Below are 20659 nucleotides of genomic sequence, written 5' to 3' on the forward strand. Positions count from 1 at the left end.
TGGCGACCATAGCCGTTTGGAACCACCTGAACCCATCCCGAACTCAGAAGTGAAACAAACGTACGCCGATGATAGTGTGGGGCTTCCCCATGTCAAAGTAGGGCATCGCCAGGGCTTTTTTCCTAAAGCGGCTTCACGCCGCTTTTTTTTCGCTGAATGGTCAACAGACCTAAAAATTAGCCATATTATTTTTTCGTAGATAGTTATTTTTTAATTTGACGTAGTGTTTTGCTGAATATTCAAGATGATTTAATTCTTCTTGGGTTAATGGTCGTATTGGTTGGACAGGACGGCCTAAGTACAAATACCCACTTTTTAGATGTTTTCCGGGAGGAACTAGGCTGCCTGCGGCGATCATGAGGTGATTTTCAAGATAAGCACCATCGAGAATGATCGACCCTATGCCAATTAAGCAATAATTATCAATGCGGCAGCCATGCAGTACGGCTTGATGACCAACCGTAACGCCCTCTCCTAATATGAGCGGTTGTCCACCTGGAGTGTGTGGACCGTCATGAGTGACATGCAGAATAGCGCTATCTTGAATATTGCATGAATTTCCAATATGAATTGAATGGACATCTCCGCGAATGACTGCCATGGGCCATACGGAAACTTCATCTCCAATCGTTACATTACCAATGATCACCGCTTTTGAATCAATATAGACTTGTTGTCCAATGATAGGATATTTGTCTTGATAAGATTGGATTGAGTTATTCATAATGTTTGCTGTTCTCAATAAATTTTAAGGGTATGCTATATCTTAATCGAGTCATACTTCAATAAAGAATCGGCATAATGTGACGTGGGTACAGGATGAATGAACGTTAAAAATATAACAAGTTTAATATTGATCATCTGTATGATTGGTTGTGGTAAGCCAAACCATAATCAATATCAAGGTTACATCGAGGGTGAGGCAATCTATCTTGCTTCGCCTTATTCTGGGGTTTTGGTAAAAAAATTTGTTGAGCGAGGACAGCAGGTTAAGAAAAATGAATTATTATTCAAACTTGATGAAAATCCGGAAGCGTTGATAATCAAGGAAAGGCAAAAGGAAAGGCAAGCGGATATAGTCCAGGCAAGAAAGATTTATAACGATTTGCAAGATCCAAAGCGAATCCCTGAAATTGCTGCTATCAATGCAAAAATTTCACAAGTGGATGAGCAATTGCAGCTGGCTAAGTTGCGTGTCAATCGATACCGTACTTTATATGAAAGAGATGCGACTGATAGAGATAATCTTGATGAGGCATTGGCAAGATTTAAGGAATTGGCATTATTAGGAAGCAGAGAAGAACAAATTAATGCACAAGAGGCAAGAATAAATGCCTTGATAGCGCAATTAAATCAGGCGAAATGGCGATTGGCGCAAAAACATGTTGTTGCGCCTGAAAACGGCGTGATTCTGGATACCTATTATCAGGAAGGTGAGTTTGTTGGCAATCAAAAGGCTGTTTTATCTCTGCTGACGCCAAGGAACACGCGCATTGAATTTTTTATCCCAGTCCAAGAACTAGCTAAAATACATCTCAGTCAAACCATTTTCTTTACCTGTGACGGCTGTGATAAAAAAAAATCAAGCAACCATTCGTTATATTTCTCCCAAAGCTGAATATATTCCACCATTGGTTTACAGTCGTGAAAATAACGATAAGCTCGTTTTTAGAGTTAAAGCGAGCATAGAACATCCCAGTCAATTTAAGCCCGGCCAACCTGTTTGTGTATACGGTATTAAATATGACGCGTGAAATTGTCATTGATGTTCATAAGTTACGTAAATCATTTGATGATCGGGTTGTGGTTAATGATGTTGATTTGCAAGTAAAAAAAGGAAAATCTGAATTTTATTGCCAGTGTGTATGGACTTAATAAGCGTAAGCAGCGAGTAACGTGCATCATGGAGAGTTTTGATTTGACAAGGCGGCAGAATCAATTAGCCGAGGAGTTATCAGGCGGTTGGAAACAGCGGATGGCATTAGCGGCTTGTATGTTGCATGAACCTGATTTGCTGTTGCTGGATGAGCCTACTGCAGGTATTGATCCCATTGCACGACGTGATTTTTGGGATAGAATTCATTCGTTAAGTGAGCAAGGAGTAACAACCTTGATGACGACGCACTATATGGATGAAGCGGAGCGATGTACACGATTGGCTTACATTGCTCACTCAAAATTGTTAATTACCGGTACTGTTGATGAAGTCATCAAGAGCACAAAACTAAAGACATGGGAAATTCGTGGCGACGTTACAACAACATTGCTGCAAAAAGCTAAACAAATTGATGGAGTGATCCAGGCAGCATTATTTGGCAGGCATATTCATGTCTGTGGTTTTAATGTAGAAGACATTGAAAAGGGTTTGGACGTCTTAAAAAAAGAACACGATATTTGCTGGTACGAAATTGAATCTACTTTGGAGGATGCTTTTTTAAGCTTGGTCAGACAATCCCCGGGAGAGCAGAATTGAAATTCTGGATTAATTCACGCTTATTGGCGATGATTATTAAGGAATTTATTCAAATACGCCGAGATAAAGCAACGTTTGCTATGATTGTCGGTATCCCTTTGATTCAATTGATTTTATTTGGTTATGCCATTAATCTTAATCCTCGCCATTTACCTACGGCTATTGTTGGTAATGATCATAGTGATATGAGCCGTCGAATTTTAAAGAGCATGGAAAATTCAACGTATTTCCAATTCATCAGTCCGTCTTCATCAGAAAAAGAAGCAAGTTATTTATTAAAAACAGGAAAAGTGCAATTTGTGGTTAATTTTCCTCCTGATTTTTCCTATGATTTGCTCAAAGGCTTAAAGCCTTCCTTGTTATTAGAAGCCGATGCCACAGATCCAGCGGCTACTAGCCAGGCAGTAAAGGTATTCAGTGAGTTGGCACATTTGGCACTAAACGAGGACTTAACGGGTCCTCTTGAATCGCTTCGTGCAAGTCCTCCTCCTTATATTCCCTTGGTTTATGCAGTATACAATCCTTTGGCCATCACAGCCTATAATATTGTTCCTGGCTTGCTTGGTGTGGTGTTGACCATGACGATGGTGGTGATTACTGCATTGGCAATTACTCGAGAATATGAAAGAGGGACTATGGAAAATCTGCTGGCAACACCGCTTAGGCCGCTTGAGGTCATGATTGGCAAGGTTCTTCCTTATATTATTGTCGGTTATGTGCAAATTCTGCTGATTTTATTGATGGCCAAATTATTATTCGGGGTGCCAATGCAAGGGAGTATTCTGTTGTTATTAATCCTTTGCTTACCCTTTATTGCTGCGAATTTAGTCATGGGATTAACTTTTTCTACGCTGGCAAGCAACCAATTGCAAGCGGTGCAAAGCGCCATGTTTTTTTTACCCTCCATTTTATTATCAGGGTTTATGTTTCCTTTCCGTGGCATGCCGGAATGGGCACAATTCTTGGGTAATCTGCTGCCGCTTACGCACTTTTTAATCATCGTTCGCGGCCTTCTTTTAAAAGGCAATGATTTGCTTGATGTTTGGCGTGAGATTATTCCTATTATTGGTTTTATGGGTATTGTGATGTTGATTGGTTTTAAACGCTATCGAAAAACCCTAGACTGATGCTCCATCATCATACCTTAACGTGCGGAGCCCAAATCTTTATCTTTTTCTTGGGCTTCATGAAGAAATGTTAATTCCTCACACGCAACGATTTTTTTGTTTTTAATAGTAAACTGGGCAATGACTTTACCTCGTACAGGAGCGCCTTCTCTCGTAATAGCATCAATTAAATGAACCGTTGCGACTTTATCATTCTCGGCAATCATAGATTTGAAATCGATGGACACGGTGGCTACTCGTTTTTTCTGTGCCTGAATGTGTTGTATAAAATCTTGATAATCCAGTTCATGGCCGTCTACCCATTGCCGATAATCTTTAGAAAAGAATGCGGCAATTGTTTTCTCGTCGACAACCTCATGTTCAAAGATTGCTTTAAATGCTTGTTTTAATAGTAATTTATTTTCTTCAATCGTCATTGTTTTTAGGAGTTGTTTTTACTGTTTTTACTGCTTTATTACAGGTAATGATGGGCGATAACATATAGTGAGGGCTTGTATCTGCCGGAAACCATGCAGCTTTCTTCGAAGCGAGTATAGCAAGATTAGCTACATTTCCCCAATAAAGATAACAATTGTTATTTAAAATAAACTCACAAACTGCTTTACGAATGTTATCGGCATTTAATTCTGAAGAATCTTTAATAAGATAATAATTGTAATTGGCAAGCTCATCTTTTAAGTAAACCACTGTAAATTGTTTATCAAGTTGTTGAGCCAAAATTTCAGTTTTACAAACAGGATAATCACTTAAACTTTTTTGTACGTTCGCCTTTGGTTCTTGTGATTTTGTTGTAATTTCAGCAAATGCAGAAGATCCTGATAAAGCAATTAATAAATACATTGTTATTTTTTTATTCATCATTGAAATCCTTATCTGTTTTGATGAGTCTTGCTGTGTTTAGGCAAAAATTCCATTAAAGGTAGCTGTAAACCAAGTTTTTTGATGCAGACAGCTTTATCTCCATCAATCACGATGAATTTTTTGCGGATGTTGTTTTGCTCAGATTGAACATCAGAAGGAGGATCGTTATTAAATAGGTTGCTTGTTGAACCTTTTAATAAACCTTTTACCAGCTCCATCATAGAAATGGTATAGACAGCGCATTGGTGTTGAGAAGCGTATTGTTGGAATAAATGAGGAACATTGGTATCATTCTCTTTGGATTCTACGGATAATCCGGCGGGATCTTTAGAAAAATTCAAATATCTCTTTAACGTTTCGTTTGTTTTTAATTGTTCAAGTGAACAAGGTTTGGGATTGGAAGGCGTTTGGCTCGCTTTAGCCTGGCCAATGTTTGGAATGAGCAATATTAACATTGTGCACAGTGTCATGATGGTTTTCATATAAACTCCTTTAATCATGTGTTTGCCGAATGCATCCAGGCTAAATCACCATTGGTCATTTTGTTATATTTACACAAATAAATAGGACAAGATAGAGCATAAACTTAATAAGTCATGAAGAGGTTAGTTATCCATGTTAAAAGATAAAATTGTATTGATAACTGGAGCATCTAGCGGCATTGGCGCTGCATGCGCCAAACAATTTGCTCAGGCTGGAGCCAAGTTGTTATTATGTGCCCGCCGTTTTGAGCTGCTTCATGATCTTGCTGAGCAATTACAAGAAGAGCATGATGCAGATATTCATATGTTCACAGTAGATGTTTGTAAACAGGCTCAAGTGATAAATGCGTTCAATGATTTGCCCACAGGTTGGAGAAACATTGATATTTTAATCAATAACGCGGGGCTGGCTGCTGGTCTTGAGTCAATTTACGAGGCTGATGTTGCCGATTGGGAAAAGATGATCGATACGAATGTCAAAGGGTTATTGTACGTTACTCGCGCAGTTCTTCCGCAAATGGTTGAGCGAAATTTCGGGCATGTGATTAATATTGGTTCTATTGCGGGTCACCAGGTTTATCCTAAGGGGGCGGTCTATTGTGCGACCAAGCATGCAGTTAAGGCATTATCTGAGGGGTTGCGGCAGGATTTATTGGGTACAAAAATCAGAGTGAGTTCTGTTGACCCAGGTGCTGTTGAAACCAATTTCAGCTTGGTGCGCTTTAAAGGCGATAAAGAGCGTGCAGCAGCCGTTTATGAGGGAATGGAACCGCTTTCTGCTGATGATGTTGCGGATGCCGTGTTTTATTGTGCAACGCGTCCTGCACACGTTAACATTCATGAAATGATTATACTACCGACGGATCAGGCGTCAGCGACGATGATATCGCGACATTCAAGCCACAAAAAATAGATGCAGGTGGATTTATCAGCTATTTCCTGGACATTTGCGAATATCGAATTAGACTGTTAATCAGTAAATTTTAAGACAAGGATTTGTGATGCATTCGTCTAACTATGTATACTACCATGGAGAGCAGGAATTACATGGTTATCTTGCTTATGATAATCAAACAACGAAACCAAGACCCGCAGTATTGGTTATCCACGATTGGACTGGACGAAACGAATTTGCTTGCCAGAAAGCAGAGCAGTTGGCAAATATGGGATACATTGGTTTTGCTATAGATCTCTATGGCCTTGGTCGTCAGGGTAAATCCATAGAGGAAAAGAAAGCGTTAATGGAGCCTTTAGCTAATGATCGACTCTTGTTGCGCGATCGTATACAAGCAGGTCTGGATGCTTTGATAACGATGGCTGAGGCTGATCATAAACGCATCGCTGTCATTGGCTTTTGTTTTGGAGGTCTTTGTGCTTTAGATTTAGCACGCAGCGGTGCAACTATTGTAGGGGCAGTCAGCTTTCATGGTCTGCTAAATAAACCGGAAGGGCTTTCTGAGCACACCATCAAGGCCAAAGTCTTGGCCTTACATGGGTACGATGATCCAATGGTATCGTCTGGAGAGGTGATGGCATTTTGTCAGGAGATGACGGCAGCAAAGGTTGATTGGCAAGTTCATATGTATGGTCATACAAAACATGCTTTTACCAATCCGCAAGCGCATGATGAGACGTTGGGTACAGTCTATGATGCGAAAGCAGAACGACGCTCCTGGCAAGCAATGACTGATTTTTTGCAAGAAATATTTCAATAAATTTGCATGATTATAAATCATTCTTTGAGGCAAAGATCGAATGTCAAATGCAATCTATCAGCTTGCAGAACAATTAGGTACAATTTTACTGAAACGTAAAATACGATGCGCGGTGGCAGAATCATGTACGGGAGGGAGTCTTGCCGCTGCAATCACCGATGTACCAGGTAGTTCTCTGTGGTTTGATCGAGCTTTTGTTACTTATAATAATAAAGCTAAAGAACAAATGCTGGCTGTCTCGCCGCAAACAATACGTTCGCAAGGTGCTGTCAGTGAAGCAACTGCTCGGGCTATGGCTCATGGAGTTATTGCACATAGTGAGGCACAAGTGAGTGTGGCCATTACTGGGGTAGCAGGCCCTGATGGCGGTAGCAGCGAAAAACCCGTTGGCCTGGTATGGATAGCATGGGCTGGGGATTTTCAACCTATACATAGCCAATGTTATATTTTTAAAGGAAATAGAATAACGGTACGTCAACAAGCCGTGCAAGTTGCACTGCAAGGATTGATTCAACGCTGTGCCCCTGAAAAACACCCACAATTACCTCTTATTGGAAAGGAGCGTTATTTTTTTGCATTATATCCTGATGAAAAAACAGCTGCAGCGCTTTATAAACGTGGTCAGGAAATTATTGCCGAAGCGACTTGCTCTGCTGTTGCTATTAAAAATCTACATATCACCTTAGCTTATTTGGGAAGTCTTCATCCCGATTTTTTGCAAGCAGTAAAACGTATGGCGGCCCAAATAAAGAGTCCAGCGTTCAAATTAAAAATCAATGAAGCGGGCTGCTGGCTAAAAGCCAAGGTTTGTTGGTTAGGCATGGAAAAAAAACCAATTGAATTGGCACAGCTGTTGAACCATCTTACCCATGGTTTAATTACGGTAGGGTTTAAGCCCGATAGGTCATCTTATCTCCCGCATGTGACTATTGCCCGTAAATGGTTGCAGCCAGTTGAGACGCGCTCGATTCCATCTTTATCCTGGTTTATTAATGATTTTTATTTGCTAAAATCAACAATAACTTCAGGACCTGGGCAATATGAAATCATTGAGCGTTGGCCTTTGAATTGCACCACTAAGGCGTGGCAATGAAGTGAAAACATGCTGGATGATGATTTTATTTAAGCGATTTTGGATTAATTCGGATAATCCGATCATCGTTAGCAGCAGGTTGTCCTCGACCATCTTTATTTGAAGTCATGATATATAAAAAATGATCAGGACCAACGATTACATTTCTTATGCGGCCATATTGTTTGCGAAAATGTCCTAAAAGTTGTCGGAATCCTGATTGATTTTCATCAAGTTTGGCTTCATAAAGTGTTTGTCCTCTTAACCCACCAAAATAGAGGCTGCTATTTAAATAGGTGATGCCAGATGGTGCCCAAGTCTCATTTTTCCCTGAAGTTAAAGCAGGAGCCATCATTCCTTGAGCGGTCTCTTGGCCTTGAATCACAGGCCAGCCATAATTATGTCCAGACAATATTAAATTGACCTCATCATTTCCTCGTTCACCGTGTTCTGTTGCCCACAACCGACCTTGTTCGTCCCATGCCAATCCTTGTGGGTTTCTGTGACCATATGAATAAATTGCGGAGGAAAATGGATTATTTGGGGCAGGCTTCCCATCTTTAGTAATACGTAATATTTTTCCTGCAAGAGATTGGGTGTTCTGTGCTGATGAGCGTTGTTGGGCATCGCCTGTGGTCACATATAAATAACCGTCTGGTCCAAATAATAGGCGGCCACCATTATGGAAGCGAGCGGCTGGAATGTTATTAAAAATGATGGTTTTGTTCCGAAGCTCACCTTCAGCATTATAAGTATAGCGTACAATCTCATTTTGTAAGGTTCCATTTCTACGAGTAGTCTTATAAAGATACAAATACGATGTTGTTTCAAATTCAGGGTCAAGCGCCATTCCTAAAAGCCCACCTTCCCCACTGGCATCCACCTCTGGAATTTTAATACGTGTTTTAATCTTACCAATTCTTACCAAGGTTCCTCGGCGTTCAGTAATTAGCATGTCGCCATTTGGTAAAAATGCCATTTCCCACGGTGCGGTTAAATCATTGGCAACGACTTCAGCATGAGTTGAGATTGAGTTTTTCCCTGCCTGTACGGTGGTTGCGGTGGGTTGAAAAAACAGAGGGATAAGTTGGTTTCTGAAAAAGTAAGCTAGTCCAGCTACGATTGCAATTGTAAACAATAATTTTATGAAAAAACGTAATGTTCTGAGGGGCATTTTTTGCATTCCACGCTTAAGATATATTTAAAATAGCTGGGCGTGTCATTGATGACACCCACTAATAATGGATGAACTTTTTTTAGAATATACTATGATATTGGATGTTGGCCATAATAAATAATGAAAGTCCATTTAAATGGATTTATGCACTCTCTATATAGGCAAGGGTCTCGCCCCCCTTTACAAAAGCGAAGCCTTTAAGAGCAATAGAAAGGAACTAAGAAAAAGTTTAATAAAGCTTGGATTATAAATAAAATCACTTGTATATTTTATCTTGCGAAGTATCTCTCTATCATTAATTAATGATAATAATAAGGATGATGTTATGTCAGAAAAATTCACACAAATTACCAAGGATATTACGACACAGCTTGGAAAGATGCGTAAAGAAATGCCAGAGGTTATGTCTGGTTTTGCTGCCATTTCACAAGCGGCGAGTAAAGATGGCATTTTGGATAAGAAAACCAAAGAATTAATTGCTATGGCATTAGCCGTTGCGAACCATTGTCCTGGTTGCATAGGATTTCATGCCCAAACGTTAGTTAAACTCCAAACCCGTCGAGAGGAATTGCTTGAAACTTTGGCGATGGCAATTTATATGGGTGGCGGTCCTTCGCTTATGTATGCTGCTGAAGCCTTGGAGGCCTTTGAAGAATTTAATGAAAATTAGGACAATGAATCTGTCTCATTGTCCTAACCTGTAGTGCCCCAGGATTTATCTTGGGGATAAGTTGCATTTTGGTGGAGCATTGCATTCGCTTGATTGTTTGAGGAAAATAATTGACTGTTTGCTGAAATCATCTGATTGGTTTGGGTATTTTTCGGTTGACAGGGGTATTGTTTACTGACTCCTATTAGGGCAACCTGTGATACACTCATTTTGTTTTTATCACTTTGTTGACTTGAAATTTCGCGATAAGTTTGTTGAATCAGGCTATCAAGTGTGGCTGCTTTAAGCTGGACACCTGCAGGCAAGCAAAATAATGGTGCTCCTTGCGATTTTGCTGAATCGTTAGCTAGAGTCAATGTTTCGGCAATACTCTCACAAGTTAATGTAAGGATATTCCTGGCTGACCTGGCCCATGCTTGTGATTGTGGGTCAGCCCTCATTTCCATTTTTGGAATATTGTTAACAATATTCATATAATGATCAATCGTATCGGCATGAGCAGAAACAGATATGGTTAATAGGAAATAAAGAATACGCCTCATTTTGCCTCTTACCTTAACTCAATTTTTATCATTTTTATTGTATCTCTAGCCTATCATCCTGCCTTGGAGTATTTGGATAACCAGACACATTGCATTCGGCATTCAGATTTAAATCAAAATAAGCGATCTACTTTTTAATGTAAAGTACATCATACTTTTAACTGAGTTTTTGTTTACTTCTATTTTATAGAATGGAATGAGGCGATATAAGGCCAAGGGCAAACGCCAAAAATAAAAAAACAAATAGACAAAGTGATAAACCAATTCGCCAAGTTAACGCTTTAACGGTGCGTTTGGATTTACCTTCATCTTTGACAAGAAAAATAAGACTGCTTGCCAGTGCTGCCAGTATAATTAACATAGCAAGAATGATGATGGCTTTAGTAAACATTGCTATACTCCTGGTTTTTTTAAGCAGTTGCCATAGACTAAAGTGCTTTGCAAATTATGATAGATAAAAGATGTTAAGTTTAACCGGTTTTAAAATTCGTTTCATCTTAAATTGGCCTATGGCAATACTAACATTGGCTGCAATCTTGATTTTTATGAGATTGGGCTATTGGCAATTGGAACGAGCTCATGAGAAAGAGCAGATGCTTCAGTTAGAAAAAAAATTTTTAAATCAATTACCTATGGATTGGTCTCCGTTGGACAAGCCGCCCGCTCAGTATCAGCGGATTAAGGTTCGGGGGCATTTTCTTTCGCAGGTCGTGTTATTGGACAACCAACATCATCAGCATCAGTTTGGATATCATGTTCTTTCTCCTTTTCAACTGACCAATCATCAAATCATTTTAGTGGATCGAGGTTGGGTCGCTGGTGATGTGACTAGACAATCGTTGCCAGTCATTAAGACTCCACTTAGTATTATTGAAATAATAGGTAGTAGTTACTATCCATCTGAAAAAAAGATTTTACTTGGGCAACCCTTTGAAAAAAAAGAGAATCAGTTGATTATCGAATCGATTGATACGAAAATTGCCAGTCAGTTTTTGCATAAATCAGTTCATCCGTTTATTATTCGACTTGATAAGAAAGAAGCGAATGGTTTTATTCGAGAATGGCCTATTGTTTCAATGTCTCCGCAGCGACATTACGCTTATGCATTCCAATGGTTTGCCATAGCATTCGTTATTTTTGTCTTGTTTGTTGCCTTAAATAGTAAGAAAAAAGCATGAATGTTTTTTATCGTAAGTATTTTGTTCCTGTTGCACTGGTTTTATTATTTGCCTCCCCGGGGCTTTTTGCTTATTTTTTTTATAGTCATCCGCAATGGCTGGGCGCAACAAAAACCAATAAAGGTGAATTGTTAAATCCTCCAATATTGATTTCACCCCATGACATTGCAGCGAAATGGCGGGTATTGCTATGGAGTCCGGACGGATGTAAGAAACAGTGCGTACAGCAATTAAATAAGCTGGCAAGAATTCGCTTGGCGTTAGGCCGGCACTTATATGAAGTTGAATCTTGTTTGTTAATGAAGCCTGATGTGCCGCCGCTGTCTGATCGTTTAACTTATGTTTTGCGTGACCAGGATATTCATGTGTTAAAATTGACAGCGGGTAATCATGCACGGTTACCTGCTTTACCACCCACACCCCAAATATATCTTGAAAATCCCAATGGATTTTTGGTGCTTGCTTATTCGCCAGATACCAAGCCGGAGGATATTTTTCATGATATTAAACGCTTATTGAATGTAAAAGAGTAATGATTTGATGGAATTAAAAATATTACGCCAAATAACAATGTTGGCAATCACTTTAGCATTGACTGTGGTTATGTTGGGTGCTTATACAAGACTGACGGATGCGGGATTAGGATGCCCGGATTGGCCTGGATGTTATGGTCATATGATATTACCAACGGAAAAAAGCAATTTATCACTTGTGCAAAAACAATTTCCTGACAAGCAATTCGAGAGGCAAAAAGCATGGACCGAGATGGTGCATCGCTATGCTGCGGGGACATTGGGCTTATTAATTTTAATTATTTTTATCTGTACTTTTTTATTTTCCCACCCGTTAAGAAAAATACCGAAAATCTTGCCTTTTTCATTAGTTGGCTTAGTGATATTTCAGGCGATGTTAGGCATGTGGACGGTCACTTTGAAGTTGCTTCCAGTGATTGTGATGGCTCATTTACTGGGAGGCCTATTGATTTTTGCAGGACTTTGTTATTTTCGTTGGCAATTAAGCGATGTTAAAGGGCAATCTCTGCCGAGGTGGCGTTTTTGGGTTATTTTGACCACAGTTATTGTTTTTGTTCAAATTGGATTAGGGGGATGGGTGAGCTCAAACTATGCAGGAATTGCTTGCGTTGGTTTTCCCAAATGTAATGGTCTATGGTTTCCCGAATTAGATTTTTCGCAAGGCTTTAATTTATTTTCACCAGTTGGTCTTAACTATCAGGGCGGTCTGTTGGATTCCCATATTCGAGTAACCATTCAATTCATTCATCGTTTAGGTGCTGTTACGACAGCAGGGTTTGTTATTTTACTTTCAGGATTAATGATTGCACGATTTCGTGCAACTTATTTACGCATGGTTGCCATGTTGGCTATTGCGCTGGTATTAATACAATTCTCATTAGGGGTGATGAATGTAATTTACTTACTCCCTTTATGGGTTGCTGTTGCACATAATGGCGTGGCTGCATTGCTTTTGGTTACGATGTTCAGCCTGCTTTATTTATCCAAGGGAGGTGTTCATGCACCTCAATAGTAATTCATACGTCCATACAACCTGGCGAGATTATCTAGAATTATGCAAGCCTCGGGTGGTGGCATTAATGTTACTTACGGTTGTCGTTGGTATGTATCTTGCAACTCCCGGCTGGGTGTCATTAACTTTGTTGGGGTCTTCCCTTGTTGGGATTGGGTTATGTGCAGGAAGTGCTGCTGCAATCAATCATCTGCTGGATAAGCGGATTGATGCCATTATGATGCGAACTAGAAAACGGCCAATCGCCCATGGACGAATTTCTGTGAAGCAAGCTTCTTGGTTTGCACTTGTCCTGGGAAGTATGGGGATTGTTGTGCTGATTTTCTTTGTCAACGCACTCACAGCAACATTAACCTTTATGACGTTAATTGGGTACGCTGGTGTGTACACTGGCTATCTAAAGCGTGCTACGCCGCAAAATATCGTCATTGGTGGCTTAGCTGGTGCAGCCCCTCCTTTACTGGGTTGGACGGCTGTGACGAATCAACTAGATCCACAAGCCTTGCTTTTAGTGTTGATTATATTTACGTGGACGCCGCCGCATTTTTGGGCGTTGGCGATTTATCGTTTTGAAGATTATCAACATGCCGAAATTCCCATGCTGCCTGTTACCCACGGAATACAATTTACTAAATTAAATGTGTTGTTATATACCATTTTACTGGTCGTCGTTAGCATGCTGCCTTTTATTGTCAAGATGAGTGGTTGGTTTTATTTGACCGGTGTTTTATTGTTAGGTGCTCGTTTCTTATATTGGGCTGTTGTTTTATATCGCAGTGAACAACCAGTTGTGGCCATGCGCACGTTTAGATTTTCCATTATTTACTTAATGTTATTATTTTTGTTTTTATTGCTGGATCATTATTTGTAAGGGGAACAAATGGCTAATAAAAAAAATGGTGTGACTTTAACCGTGGTGGTTTTAGTTGCGTTCGTTGCTTTAATATCGGGCGTATTTTTTTCACAATATATTCATAAGACAAAAAAAATTGATGAGAGCAAATTTCATGGTACCTTGTTGAATGAACCACGAGAAGTTAATTCTTTTGCCTTAACTGGCACGGATCAACAACCATTTAATAATGCAAGTTTGCAAGGGCAATGGACGATGATGTTTTTTGGTTTTACCAATTGTGGTTATCTTTGTCCAACCACGATGGCTGAGCTTGGCAAGATGTATCGCTTATTGGAAGAAAAAAGAGTGAAAACACTACCTAAGGTGGTTATGGTTTCTATTGATCCAAAGAGAGATAATCTGGAAAAATTGGAGCATTACGTTCATGCCTTTAATCCTAACTTTTACGGTGCTCGTGGGGATAAACGTACAATCAGGGCCATGACTCGTGAATTGGGGATTGCCTATGCAAAAATTGCTCTCAAAAACAATGAAGATCCGCAAAACTATGACATTGAGCATACAGGTACGGTCTTATTATTTAATCCTAAAGGTCAATTGAGTGCCTTTTTTACGGTGCCTCATCAAGCCGATAATCTAGCTGATGATTATCTATTGTTGATCTCATAAGCAAAAAATGATTGGTTCAATCGGAGAACATCTTATCAATGTCCATTGATGACGGTTTAATGTGTTCCGTATGTGAGTGGGTATGAATTATTAAGCAATAATTTTTTGTGAGAATACCCTGTAAGTGCGGTTAAGGTGATCTACACTTTCCATATGATCTGTGCAGTAGCAAATCCATAGATTGTTTACGTCTGGCTGTGTGCGGGATGCGTGCGCATGAATTTTTAATATGTTTTTATCAGGTAGGATAATCATTAAACCATGCGGGTTCACTGGCTGTGAAATCTGCTAATAATAACTAAGGTTAGTAGTCATGAAAATCGCGATATTAGCGACAAACCCTAATTTATACTCACACCAGCGTTTGAAAGCCGCCGGCGAGGCTGCAGGTCATGAAATTAAAATCATTAATTTTTTGTACTGTTACATGAATGTTGCAGCTTCAAATCCAAAGGTTCATTATCGCGGTGGGGAGGCTTTGCCACATTTTGATGCTGTTATTCCGCGTATTGGCAGTTCTAATACATTTTATGGTACAGCGGTACTGCGTCATATGGAAACCATGGGTATGTATACTTTGAATGAGTCGATCGCCATCTCACGTTCGCGAGATAAATTTCGTTCTTTACAGTTGTTGGCTCGCAAAGGCATTCCAATGCCATTGACAAGTTTTGCTCAATCTCCAGATGATGCAGAAGATTTGATTCGTATGGTCGGGGGGACGCCTTTGGTGATTAAATTACTGGAGGGAACGCAGGGTAAAGGCGTTATTTTGGCTGATAGTCAGCAATCGGCGGTTAGTATTATCAATGCATTTAAGGAAATGCACGTTAATATTTTGTTGCAGGAGTTTATATCCGAATCGCACGGTACGGATATTCGTTGTCTCGTGGTTGGTGATAAGGTGGTGGCCGCGATAAAACGACAGGCGAAAGAAGGAGAGTTTCGTGCAAATGTTCATCAAGGGGGAAAGGCTTATAAAGTTAAACTGTCCTCGCAAGAACGGGCACTTGCGGTTGCCGCAACAAAAACCATGGGACTTAAGGTGGCAGGCGTTGACATATTAAGATCGAATCACGGGCCATTAATTCTAGAGATTAATTCTTCGCCAGGCCTTGAAGCCATTGAAAAAACAACGCAAATTGATATTGCTGGTGAAATCATCCAGTATATTGAAAAACATGCTAAGCCTATTAGCATTAATAAACGTTTTCAAGGGTAAGGACCGACATTAAGGAAAATTAATTGTAACTGTTCACGCCATTTAACCTGCACTCCAATCTGACTTTTCCCCTAAGGCATTCAAAATGTGGTGAATGGTCACAATTAATTTTGTTTTTTATCACTTCTACCTAATAACCAATCGGCGCTGACTTCTAACTCTTCAGCCAATAGATTTAGTAATGGTGCTTCAAGGTTTATATTGCCATTTAATATGGCTTCCGCCTTAAATCTTGGTATTTTAATTAGTTTGGCAAATACTTCTACGCGCTCATGGTTTTCTTGCGGCACGCCAATGTCATCTAATTCTTTGTTAAGACGTTCTGAAAATTGTTTATTACTCATGCTAACCTCCTTTAGGAAGTCAGATAGAGGCATCGCTTGTGGGCTACGCGGATTGCCTGTAACTGAGATTAAAAATTAAACGGTCTTTCGAATGGATATAGCATAAAAAACGATTTTTGCAATGTGACTCTCTTTTTTCAATCAGGCAAGGGATTTGCGCGGCAGTTCGGTTTGGTCAGTGCAACAATGGCATTTACCCAGATTTCACTGTCATTAATACATGGAATCAGAGTAAGTTGCTCACCGCCCAGTTGATGCCATTGCGCTTTGGCTCGTATACCGATTTCTTCCAGTGTTTCTAGGCAATCTGCTACAAAAGAAGGGCAAGCGATCGCAAGTCGTTTAATACCACGAGCAGCTAAATCAGTAAGCATTTTATCCGTGTAAGGTTTTATCCAAATGGTTTTACCCAATCTTGATTGAAATGAAGTGCTGTATTGCTGTTTCGTTAAAGACAAAGCCTTGGCTAGTAATGCAGTTGTACGAAAGCATTGGGCACGATAACAGCTAGGATGAGCAGACGTTTCCGGACAGCAATCGTTGGGGCAACTTTTCTTGCATGCTCCGACGTGTAGATGATTTTCCGGTATGCCATGATAGCTGAAAAGAATGAAATCATGCGTGGTTATGTATGGCGCTATCTTTTCTGCTTGCGCTTGAATATAACCCGCATTTTGGTGGAAATCGCGTATAATGGCTATTGATGGAATGATATTTTGTTTGGCAAGAAGGTGAAACACCTTGGCTAGTGTGGAGCCAGTAGCGGCCGATGAGTATTGCGGATAAAGTGGTAATACCGTTATCGTTTCACAGTGTTGTAATTCCATTAATGCCTGCTCAATAGAGGGTTTCCCATATCGCATGCCGAGAGCAATTTTGCAATGTCCACCAAGCCGAGATTGCAATTTCCTCAGTAAATTTCGACTGTGTTGCAGCAATGGAGAACCGTCTTGAGTCCAGATGGCTTGATAAGCTTGTGCGGATTTTTGGGGCCTGAATGGGAGTATGAAACAATAAAGAATAAAATAACGCACGAGTATGGGTAAATTAATTACTCGTTTATCACTAAGAAATTCTCGCAGATATCGCCTGACTGATGTAGTATCGGGAAGATCCGGCGTACCAAGATTGATTAATAGCAAACCATCTTTCATGTGCAAAACGCTAGTGAATACTCAGACCGCATTATATTATGCTTTGATTCTGTGTACCATCATAGGTGTGGAATTTATTTTATCATAAACGACACAGCAGCACTTGCTGCTGTGTCATCAATGCATTCGATACCACAAACATAAGCATCGTGTTGTACTATTCTGCTTCTGCTGTTTCTGGCAGTGCTGAAACATTCGTTGCATGCAAACCGCGATCTCCGCGTTCTAAGTCAAAGCTAACTGTCTGACCTGCAATCAGGGTTTTATAACCAGCGCCTTGAATAGCAGAAAAATGAACAAAAATATCATCCCCGCCGCCTTCTGGCACAATAAACCCCCAGCCTTTGGCATTATTAAACCACTTAACTTCGCCTGTAGCCATAATTTCCTCCTTATGCTAAAGCTTATCCATTTTGGTCTGCTCTGAGTATTTACCGAGCTAGTTGGCAAATTGCATTTGTCCTTAAATGACCATTGCTTGTACCAAACCCAATTTTCTCGGGAGTTATTTCAACATACCTCATAAATGACTTAATGCTCAATAGTTTTTTTAAAAATCGGTAAAAGGAAATTCATTAAATGAGCAGTTCGCTAACTATTTAAAATAGTTGTATTTTCTATGAGTGGCTAATTCCTATTTTTTAAGCAACCGTCATTCATCAATGGCATTATGCTAAATCAGTGACTACTATTATTTCCAAGCTCGAGCGTTATTCCTGTCCTTTAGACACCAATAAAAACTGAAAGCGAGAATTTATAATGCCCAAGCATGATTTAGACGCTTATAAAAAGAAAAGAAATTTTAAGAAAACAAAAGAGCCGAAAGAGGGTAAGGCCTCTAAAAAATCCCAGCGTATTTTTGTCATTCAGAAACATGATGCAAGTCATTTGCATTATGATTTTAGGTTGCAAAACGAGGATGTTTTAGTGTCATGGGCTGTGCCTAAAGGTCTATCAACGGTTGCAAATAAAAAGCGTTTGGCAATAAGAACAGAGGACCATCCATTAGACTATGCTCAATTTGAAGGAGTTATTCCTGAGGGGGAATATGGCGCAGGAACTGTATTAGTATGGGATATTGGTGACTATGAAGTGATGGTGGACAAAGATGAAAAATCCATGACGGAGGCTCTTGAAGAAGGGGCATTCAAATTTAAACTGAACGGTAAAAAGCTACAAGGAGGTTATGCGCTTGCGCGCCTTCGTAAAAGAAAAGAAAAAGAGCAATGGGTTATTTTTAAGTTGGATGATGAATTTGCTGATGCTAGACGTAATCCTGTCAATACTGAACCTGATTCTGTTTTAAGTGATCGTTCCATAGAAGAAATTGCCAAAGAAGAACAACATGATGAATAAAGTTCTGAAAGACTTGCCTGACAAAATAAAGAAAAAATTAATCGAGAAAGATCAGGATGATATTATTTCTCCTATGCTGGCAATGCTCACCAAGGACTATTTTTCTGATAAAGAATGGATTTACGAGCGTAAGCTTGATGGTGAACGTTGTTTGCTGCATAAAAAAGGGAAGCGAGTTAAATTGTTGTCGCGCAACCATAAAGAGCAAAATGATTTTTATCCGGAAATAAGTCAAGCTTTAAAAGAATTTCCAGGACGTTTTATTCTGGATAGCGAATTGGTTACTTTTGATGGGAAAATTACCAGTTTTGCCAGGCTGCAAAATCGTATGCATGTTAAAAATCCTAAAGACAAGCTAATCAAGAAATATCCAGTATTTGCCTATGTGTTTGATATTCTTTATCTTGATGGTTACAGCCTAGAGGAATTGTCGCTAAGAAAACGCAAAGCGATTCTGAAAAAGGCTTTTTCTTTTGAGTCTTCTGCAATTCGATATTTACCGCATCGCAATGAACGAGGTGAAGAATATTTGCAAGAAGCTTGTGCCAAAGGCTGGGAGGGGGTGATTGCTAAACAGGCAAAGAGCCAGTATGTGCGTCAGCGTTCAAAACAGTGGTTAAAATTTAAATGTAGCCATGGCCGGGAATTTGTGATTGGCGGTTACACCCAACCTCAAGGCCAAAGAATTGGGTTTGGCGCATTACTGTTAGGGTATTACCAAGATAGCCAATTGAACTATTGCGGGCGAGTAGGAACAGGTTTTGATGATGAATTTCTTGAATTTCTACATAATCGAATGATATCGATACAGTCTGATTCATGTCCTTTTATTGATTTTTCTGAATCTAGTGAGGGTATTACTTGGATAAAACCGGAACTGGTTGCTCAAGTTGAGTTTACTGAGTGGACATCAAATAATAAATTACGTCATCCCCGGTTTTTGGGATTACGAAAAGATAAGGATGCAAAAGAGGTGCGCAAAGAGGAAACATAAGATGGCTAACCGTATCATATTTGGTACATCAGGATGGAGGCAAGCTCGGAGTATGAAAATAAATGATGTTGACATTTCACATCCGGATAAAATTCTTTTTCCTGAGGATAATATTTCAAAAAAAGATATGGCTAATTACTATTGTCGTATTGCGCCCTATATTTTGCCATGGATAAAAAAAAGACCTTTAACGTTAAAACGTTATCCTGACGGTATTGATAAAGAAGGGTTTTTTAACAAGCATGTGCCCGATTATTTTCCGGATTTTATCCAACGGTTCACTGTTCCTATGGAAAAAGAGAATGCAAGCATGAAGATGGTTGGGGTGGATGAAGCAAGCGATTTGGTTTATTTGGCCGGACAAAATACAATTGAATTGCATGTGGCTTTGGCGACCATGACGGATATAAAAAAACCTGATCAAGTCATTTTTGATTTTGATCCTTCCGATAATGACTTTGAAAAAGTTCGTACAGCAGCTTTAGCATTAAAAGACTTGCTCGACGCTTTGGCATTGCCTTCTTTTGCCAAAACATCTGGCTCAAAAGGTATGCACGTGCATATTCCAATCAAGCCCTATGGTTCCTTTAAAGAAATAAAAACAATTGCAAGAATACTTGCGGAAAAATTGCATGAGGAATGCCCCGATCTGACAACCCTGGAGCAACGTAAAGAAAAGCGAGGCAATAAGGTTTTTATTGACTATTTGCGTAATGATTACGCAATGACCGCCGTTGCACCCTATTCTTTGCGTGCGTTGCGGCATGCACCAATAGCTACACCCATTGAGTGGGAAGAGTTGGCTGATAAAGCACTTGGTCCACAATCCTATCATTTGAAAAATATTTTCCGGCGGTTGGCAAAAAAACAAAATCCATGGAAAAACTTTGCGCAAAGAAGCAAGGACATTCGTTCTTTCACAGGATGATCTTTCATGTAGTTATAGAAAGTGAGCTAAGCTTATATGAATCAGCATCTTCAGCATCTATAAGGAAATAAATTATGAACAAGGATATTTTTCAAGGTGAATGGGAAGAACTAAAAGGTAAGTTAAAACAAGTTTGGGGACAGTTGACTAACAATGATTTAGAAGAAATTAAAGGAAATCAGCAAGAAATTTATGGCAAGTTACAAAAACATTACGGCTATACTAAAGAGGAAGCAAGAAAAGCAGTACAGGAATTTCTTAGCTTTTACCGCGATTAACAGCAGCGCATTCTAA

Annotated in this window: 28 protein-coding genes and 1 rRNA gene; 19 read left to right on the forward strand and 10 right to left on the reverse strand. The window is 39.7% G+C overall.

All coding sequences use genetic code 11. The features are described 5' to 3' along the window. Positions 1-114, forward strand: a 5S ribosomal RNA gene (gene rrf, locus E1O52_RS11700); the annotation flags it as partial. A 55-nt stretch (positions 115-169) separates the two neighbouring features. On the opposite strand, the gene E1O52_RS11705 is transcribed toward rrf, so the two are convergent. Next, positions 170-724 (reverse strand): gamma carbonic anhydrase family protein, encoded by a 555-nt coding sequence (locus tag E1O52_RS11705; protein WP_133128895.1) that lies wholly within the window; start codon positions 722-724, stop codon positions 170-172. 99 nt (positions 725-823) lie between these two features. Between E1O52_RS11705 and E1O52_RS11710 the strand changes: the two genes are divergently transcribed. The 4 genes from E1O52_RS11710 (at position 824) to E1O52_RS11720 (ending at position 3600) form a co-directional block, all read left to right on the forward strand. Continuing rightward, positions 824-1618 carry an HlyD family secretion protein gene (locus tag E1O52_RS11710; protein WP_133128896.1) on the forward strand — a complete coding sequence of 265 codons (795 nt, stop codon included), beginning with the start codon at positions 824-826 and terminating at the stop codon, positions 1616-1618. Positions 1619-1743: 125 nt separating this feature from the next. Beyond that, positions 1744-1875 carry a hypothetical protein gene (locus tag E1O52_RS13420; protein WP_278043960.1) on the forward strand — a complete coding sequence of 44 codons (132 nt, stop codon included), beginning with the start codon at positions 1744-1746 and terminating at the stop codon, positions 1873-1875. 28 nt (positions 1876-1903) lie between these two features. Beyond that, positions 1904-2473 carry an ATP-binding cassette domain-containing protein gene (locus E1O52_RS11715; protein ID WP_207384204.1) on the forward strand — a complete coding sequence of 190 codons (570 nt, stop codon included), beginning with the start codon at positions 1904-1906 and terminating at the stop codon, positions 2471-2473. Then, on the forward strand, positions 2470-3600 hold the full coding sequence (locus E1O52_RS11720; protein ID WP_242602242.1) for an ABC transporter permease: 1131 nt from the start codon (positions 2470-2472) through the stop codon (positions 3598-3600). Before E1O52_RS11715 ends, E1O52_RS11720 begins: the two co-directional genes overlap by 4 nt. Before the next feature lie 17 nt (positions 3601-3617). Here E1O52_RS11720 and E1O52_RS11725 read toward each other — a convergent pair whose 3' ends face one another. The 3 genes from E1O52_RS11725 to E1O52_RS11735 are packed head-to-tail and all read right to left on the reverse strand — an operon-like array spanning position 3618 to position 4943. After that, a complete protein-coding gene (locus E1O52_RS11725; RefSeq protein WP_133128897.1) occupies positions 3618-4016 on the reverse strand; it encodes a nuclear transport factor 2 family protein in 399 nt (132 codons plus the stop codon). Beyond that, entirely contained in the window at positions 4006-4461 is a 456-nt protein-coding gene (locus E1O52_RS11730) for a hypothetical protein (RefSeq protein WP_133128898.1), read from the reverse strand. Before E1O52_RS11730 ends, E1O52_RS11725 begins: the two co-directional genes overlap by 11 nt. Before the next feature lie 8 nt (positions 4462-4469). Then, positions 4470-4943 (reverse strand): hypothetical protein, encoded by a 474-nt coding sequence (locus tag E1O52_RS11735; RefSeq protein ID WP_133128899.1) that lies wholly within the window; start codon positions 4941-4943, stop codon positions 4470-4472. A gap of 133 nt (positions 4944-5076) precedes the next feature. On the opposite strand from E1O52_RS11735, the gene E1O52_RS11740 reads away from it, so the two are divergent. From E1O52_RS11740 to thpR, 3 genes are all read left to right on the forward strand, one after another. Next, a complete protein-coding gene (locus tag E1O52_RS11740; RefSeq protein WP_133128900.1) occupies positions 5077-5856 on the forward strand; it encodes an SDR family oxidoreductase in 780 nt (259 codons plus the stop codon). Positions 5857-5944: 88 nt separating this feature from the next. Continuing rightward, positions 5945-6658 carry a dienelactone hydrolase family protein gene (locus E1O52_RS11745; RefSeq protein WP_133128901.1) on the forward strand — a complete coding sequence of 238 codons (714 nt, stop codon included), beginning with the start codon at positions 5945-5947 and terminating at the stop codon, positions 6656-6658. A gap of 40 nt (positions 6659-6698) precedes the next feature. Continuing rightward, positions 6699-7751 carry an RNA 2',3'-cyclic phosphodiesterase gene (gene thpR / locus E1O52_RS13225; protein ID WP_165474816.1) on the forward strand — a complete coding sequence of 351 codons (1053 nt, stop codon included), beginning with the start codon at positions 6699-6701 and terminating at the stop codon, positions 7749-7751. Positions 7752-7776: 25 nt separating this feature from the next. Here the strand turns inward: thpR and E1O52_RS11755 are convergent, their stop codons facing one another. After that, complete coding sequence (locus E1O52_RS11755) at positions 7777-8904, reverse strand: PQQ-dependent sugar dehydrogenase (RefSeq protein WP_165474817.1); 1128 nt, start codon at positions 8902-8904, stop codon at positions 7777-7779. Positions 8905-9232: 328 nt separating this feature from the next. Between E1O52_RS11755 and E1O52_RS11760 the strand changes: the two genes are divergently transcribed. Next, a complete protein-coding gene (locus E1O52_RS11760; protein ID WP_133128903.1) occupies positions 9233-9577 on the forward strand; it encodes a carboxymuconolactone decarboxylase family protein in 345 nt (114 codons plus the stop codon). 23 nt (positions 9578-9600) lie between these two features. Here the strand turns inward: E1O52_RS11760 and E1O52_RS11765 are convergent, their stop codons facing one another. Together E1O52_RS11765 and E1O52_RS11770 are read right to left on the reverse strand one after the other, a co-directional pair. Beyond that, positions 9601-10119 carry a phosphatase gene (locus tag E1O52_RS11765; RefSeq protein ID WP_341272577.1) on the reverse strand — a complete coding sequence of 173 codons (519 nt, stop codon included), beginning with the start codon at positions 10117-10119 and terminating at the stop codon, positions 9601-9603. Between the two features lie 184 nt (positions 10120-10303). Further along, positions 10304-10510, reverse strand: a complete 207-nt coding sequence (locus E1O52_RS11770) for a twin transmembrane helix small protein (protein ID WP_133128904.1) — start codon at positions 10508-10510, stop codon at positions 10304-10306. 70 nt (positions 10511-10580) lie between these two features. Here E1O52_RS11770 and E1O52_RS11775 point away from each other — a divergent pair, with 70 nt between their 5' ends. The 6 genes from E1O52_RS11775 to rimK all read left to right on the forward strand — a co-directional run bounded on the left by E1O52_RS11775 (position 10581) and on the right by rimK (position 15589). Continuing rightward, on the forward strand, positions 10581-11297 hold the full coding sequence (locus E1O52_RS11775) for an SURF1 family protein (RefSeq protein ID WP_133128905.1): 717 nt from the start codon (positions 10581-10583) through the stop codon (positions 11295-11297). Beyond that, the gene (locus tag E1O52_RS11780) at positions 11294-11830 is read left to right on the forward strand and encodes a thioredoxin domain-containing protein (RefSeq protein ID WP_133128906.1); all 537 of its coding nucleotides are present in this window, start codon (positions 11294-11296) and stop codon (positions 11828-11830) included. Before E1O52_RS11775 ends, E1O52_RS11780 begins: the two co-directional genes overlap by 4 nt. A 7-nt stretch (positions 11831-11837) precedes the next feature. Beyond that, positions 11838-12842, forward strand: a complete 1005-nt coding sequence (locus tag E1O52_RS11785; RefSeq protein WP_133128907.1) for a COX15/CtaA family protein — start codon at positions 11838-11840, stop codon at positions 12840-12842. Further along, complete coding sequence (gene cyoE, locus E1O52_RS11790; RefSeq protein WP_133128908.1) at positions 12829-13713, forward strand: heme o synthase; 885 nt, start codon at positions 12829-12831, stop codon at positions 13711-13713. Before E1O52_RS11785 ends, cyoE begins: the two co-directional genes overlap by 14 nt. 9 nt (positions 13714-13722) lie before the next feature. Beyond that, a complete protein-coding gene (locus E1O52_RS11795; protein WP_133128909.1) occupies positions 13723-14367 on the forward strand; it encodes an SCO family protein in 645 nt (214 codons plus the stop codon). Positions 14368-14680: 313 nt separating this feature from the next. Further along, positions 14681-15589, forward strand: a complete 909-nt coding sequence (gene rimK / locus E1O52_RS11800; protein ID WP_133128910.1) for a 30S ribosomal protein S6--L-glutamate ligase — start codon at positions 14681-14683, stop codon at positions 15587-15589. 104 nt (positions 15590-15693) lie between these two features. Here rimK and E1O52_RS11805 read toward each other — a convergent pair whose 3' ends face one another. From E1O52_RS11805 to E1O52_RS11815, 3 genes are all read right to left on the reverse strand, one after another. Further along, on the reverse strand, positions 15694-15933 hold the full coding sequence (locus E1O52_RS11805) for a hypothetical protein (protein ID WP_133128911.1): 240 nt from the start codon (positions 15931-15933) through the stop codon (positions 15694-15696). 137 nt (positions 15934-16070) lie between these two features. Continuing rightward, positions 16071-17087, reverse strand: coding sequence for a ferrochelatase (gene hemH / locus E1O52_RS11810; RefSeq protein ID WP_133128912.1), 1017 nt, complete (start codon positions 17085-17087; stop codon positions 16071-16073). Positions 17088-17244: 157 nt separating this feature from the next. Continuing rightward, a complete protein-coding gene (locus tag E1O52_RS11815; protein ID WP_133128913.1) occupies positions 17245-17469 on the reverse strand; it encodes a cold-shock protein in 225 nt (74 codons plus the stop codon). Between the two features lie 377 nt (positions 17470-17846). Between E1O52_RS11815 and E1O52_RS11820 the strand changes: the two genes are divergently transcribed. From E1O52_RS11820 to E1O52_RS11835, 4 genes are all read left to right on the forward strand, one after another. Beyond that, positions 17847-18443: a DNA polymerase ligase N-terminal domain-containing protein gene (locus E1O52_RS11820; RefSeq protein ID WP_133128914.1), complete on the forward strand. Its 597-nt coding sequence runs from the start codon at positions 17847-17849 to the stop codon at positions 18441-18443. Further along, on the forward strand, positions 18433-19437 hold the full coding sequence (gene ligD, locus E1O52_RS11825) for a non-homologous end-joining DNA ligase (protein ID WP_207384205.1): 1005 nt from the start codon (positions 18433-18435) through the stop codon (positions 19435-19437). The genes E1O52_RS11820 and ligD (E1O52_RS11825) overlap by 11 nt, the downstream gene beginning before the upstream one ends. 52 nt (positions 19438-19489) lie before the next feature. Further along, a complete protein-coding gene (gene ligD, locus E1O52_RS11830) occupies positions 19490-20365 on the forward strand; it encodes a non-homologous end-joining DNA ligase (protein WP_133128915.1) in 876 nt (291 codons plus the stop codon). Positions 20366-20439: 74 nt separating this feature from the next. Further along, on the forward strand, positions 20440-20643 hold the full coding sequence (locus E1O52_RS11835; protein WP_133128916.1) for a CsbD family protein: 204 nt from the start codon (positions 20440-20442) through the stop codon (positions 20641-20643). The last annotated feature ends 16 nt before the right edge of the window (positions 20644-20659 follow it).

The organism is Legionella nagasakiensis (genome assembly GCF_900639915.1).
Classification (GTDB): Bacteria; Pseudomonadota; Gammaproteobacteria; order Legionellales; family Legionellaceae; genus Legionella_A; species Legionella_A nagasakiensis.

Excerpts from the sequence above, each read along its gene's own strand:
- E1O52_RS11705 (WP_133128895.1), bottom strand. The coding sequence starts at position 724 with ATGAATAACTCAATCCAATCTTATCAAGACAAATATCCTATCATTGGA.
- E1O52_RS11710 (WP_133128896.1), top strand. The coding sequence starts at position 824 with ATGAACGTTAAAAATATAACAAGTTTAATATTGATCATCTGTATGATT.
- E1O52_RS13420 (WP_278043960.1), top strand. The coding sequence starts at position 1,744 with ATGACGCGTGAAATTGTCATTGATGTTCATAAGTTACGTAAATCATTT.
- E1O52_RS11715 (WP_207384204.1), top strand. The coding sequence starts at position 1,904 with ATGGAGAGTTTTGATTTGACAAGGCGGCAGAATCAATTAGCCGAGGAG.
- E1O52_RS11725 (WP_133128897.1), bottom strand. The coding sequence starts at position 4,016 with ATGACGATTGAAGAAAATAAATTACTATTAAAACAAGCATTTAAAGCA.
- E1O52_RS11730 (WP_133128898.1), bottom strand. The coding sequence starts at position 4,461 with ATGATGAATAAAAAAATAACAATGTATTTATTAATTGCTTTATCAGGA.
- E1O52_RS11735 (WP_133128899.1), bottom strand. The coding sequence starts at position 4,943 with ATGAAAACCATCATGACACTGTGCACAATGTTAATATTGCTCATTCCA.
- E1O52_RS11740 (WP_133128900.1), top strand. The coding sequence starts at position 5,077 with ATGTTAAAAGATAAAATTGTATTGATAACTGGAGCATCTAGCGGCATT.
- E1O52_RS11745 (WP_133128901.1), top strand. The coding sequence starts at position 5,945 with ATGCATTCGTCTAACTATGTATACTACCATGGAGAGCAGGAATTACAT.
- thpR (WP_165474816.1), top strand. The coding sequence starts at position 6,699 with ATGTCAAATGCAATCTATCAGCTTGCAGAACAATTAGGTACAATTTTA.
- E1O52_RS11755 (WP_165474817.1), bottom strand. The coding sequence starts at position 8,904 with ATGCCCCTCAGAACATTACGTTTTTTCATAAAATTATTGTTTACAATT.
- E1O52_RS11760 (WP_133128903.1), top strand. The coding sequence starts at position 9,233 with ATGTCAGAAAAATTCACACAAATTACCAAGGATATTACGACACAGCTT.
- E1O52_RS11765 (WP_341272577.1), bottom strand. The coding sequence starts at position 10,119 with ATGAGGCGTATTCTTTATTTCCTATTAACCATATCTGTTTCTGCTCAT.
- E1O52_RS11770 (WP_133128904.1), bottom strand. The coding sequence starts at position 10,510 with ATGTTTACTAAAGCCATCATCATTCTTGCTATGTTAATTATACTGGCA.
- E1O52_RS11775 (WP_133128905.1), top strand. The coding sequence starts at position 10,581 with ATGTTAAGTTTAACCGGTTTTAAAATTCGTTTCATCTTAAATTGGCCT.
- E1O52_RS11780 (WP_133128906.1), top strand. The coding sequence starts at position 11,294 with ATGAATGTTTTTTATCGTAAGTATTTTGTTCCTGTTGCACTGGTTTTA.
- E1O52_RS11785 (WP_133128907.1), top strand. The coding sequence starts at position 11,838 with ATGGAATTAAAAATATTACGCCAAATAACAATGTTGGCAATCACTTTA.
- cyoE (WP_133128908.1), top strand. The coding sequence starts at position 12,829 with ATGCACCTCAATAGTAATTCATACGTCCATACAACCTGGCGAGATTAT.
- E1O52_RS11795 (WP_133128909.1), top strand. The coding sequence starts at position 13,723 with ATGGCTAATAAAAAAAATGGTGTGACTTTAACCGTGGTGGTTTTAGTT.
- rimK (WP_133128910.1), top strand. The coding sequence starts at position 14,681 with ATGAAAATCGCGATATTAGCGACAAACCCTAATTTATACTCACACCAG.
- E1O52_RS11805 (WP_133128911.1), bottom strand. The coding sequence starts at position 15,933 with ATGAGTAATAAACAATTTTCAGAACGTCTTAACAAAGAATTAGATGAC.
- hemH (WP_133128912.1), bottom strand. The coding sequence starts at position 17,087 with ATGAAAGATGGTTTGCTATTAATCAATCTTGGTACGCCGGATCTTCCC.
- E1O52_RS11815 (WP_133128913.1), bottom strand. The coding sequence starts at position 17,469 with ATGGCTACAGGCGAAGTTAAGTGGTTTAATAATGCCAAAGGCTGGGGG.
- E1O52_RS11820 (WP_133128914.1), top strand. The coding sequence starts at position 17,847 with ATGCCCAAGCATGATTTAGACGCTTATAAAAAGAAAAGAAATTTTAAG.
- ligD (WP_207384205.1), top strand. The coding sequence starts at position 18,433 with ATGATGAATAAAGTTCTGAAAGACTTGCCTGACAAAATAAAGAAAAAA.
- ligD (WP_133128915.1), top strand. The coding sequence starts at position 19,490 with ATGAAAATAAATGATGTTGACATTTCACATCCGGATAAAATTCTTTTT.
- E1O52_RS11835 (WP_133128916.1), top strand. The coding sequence starts at position 20,440 with ATGAACAAGGATATTTTTCAAGGTGAATGGGAAGAACTAAAAGGTAAG.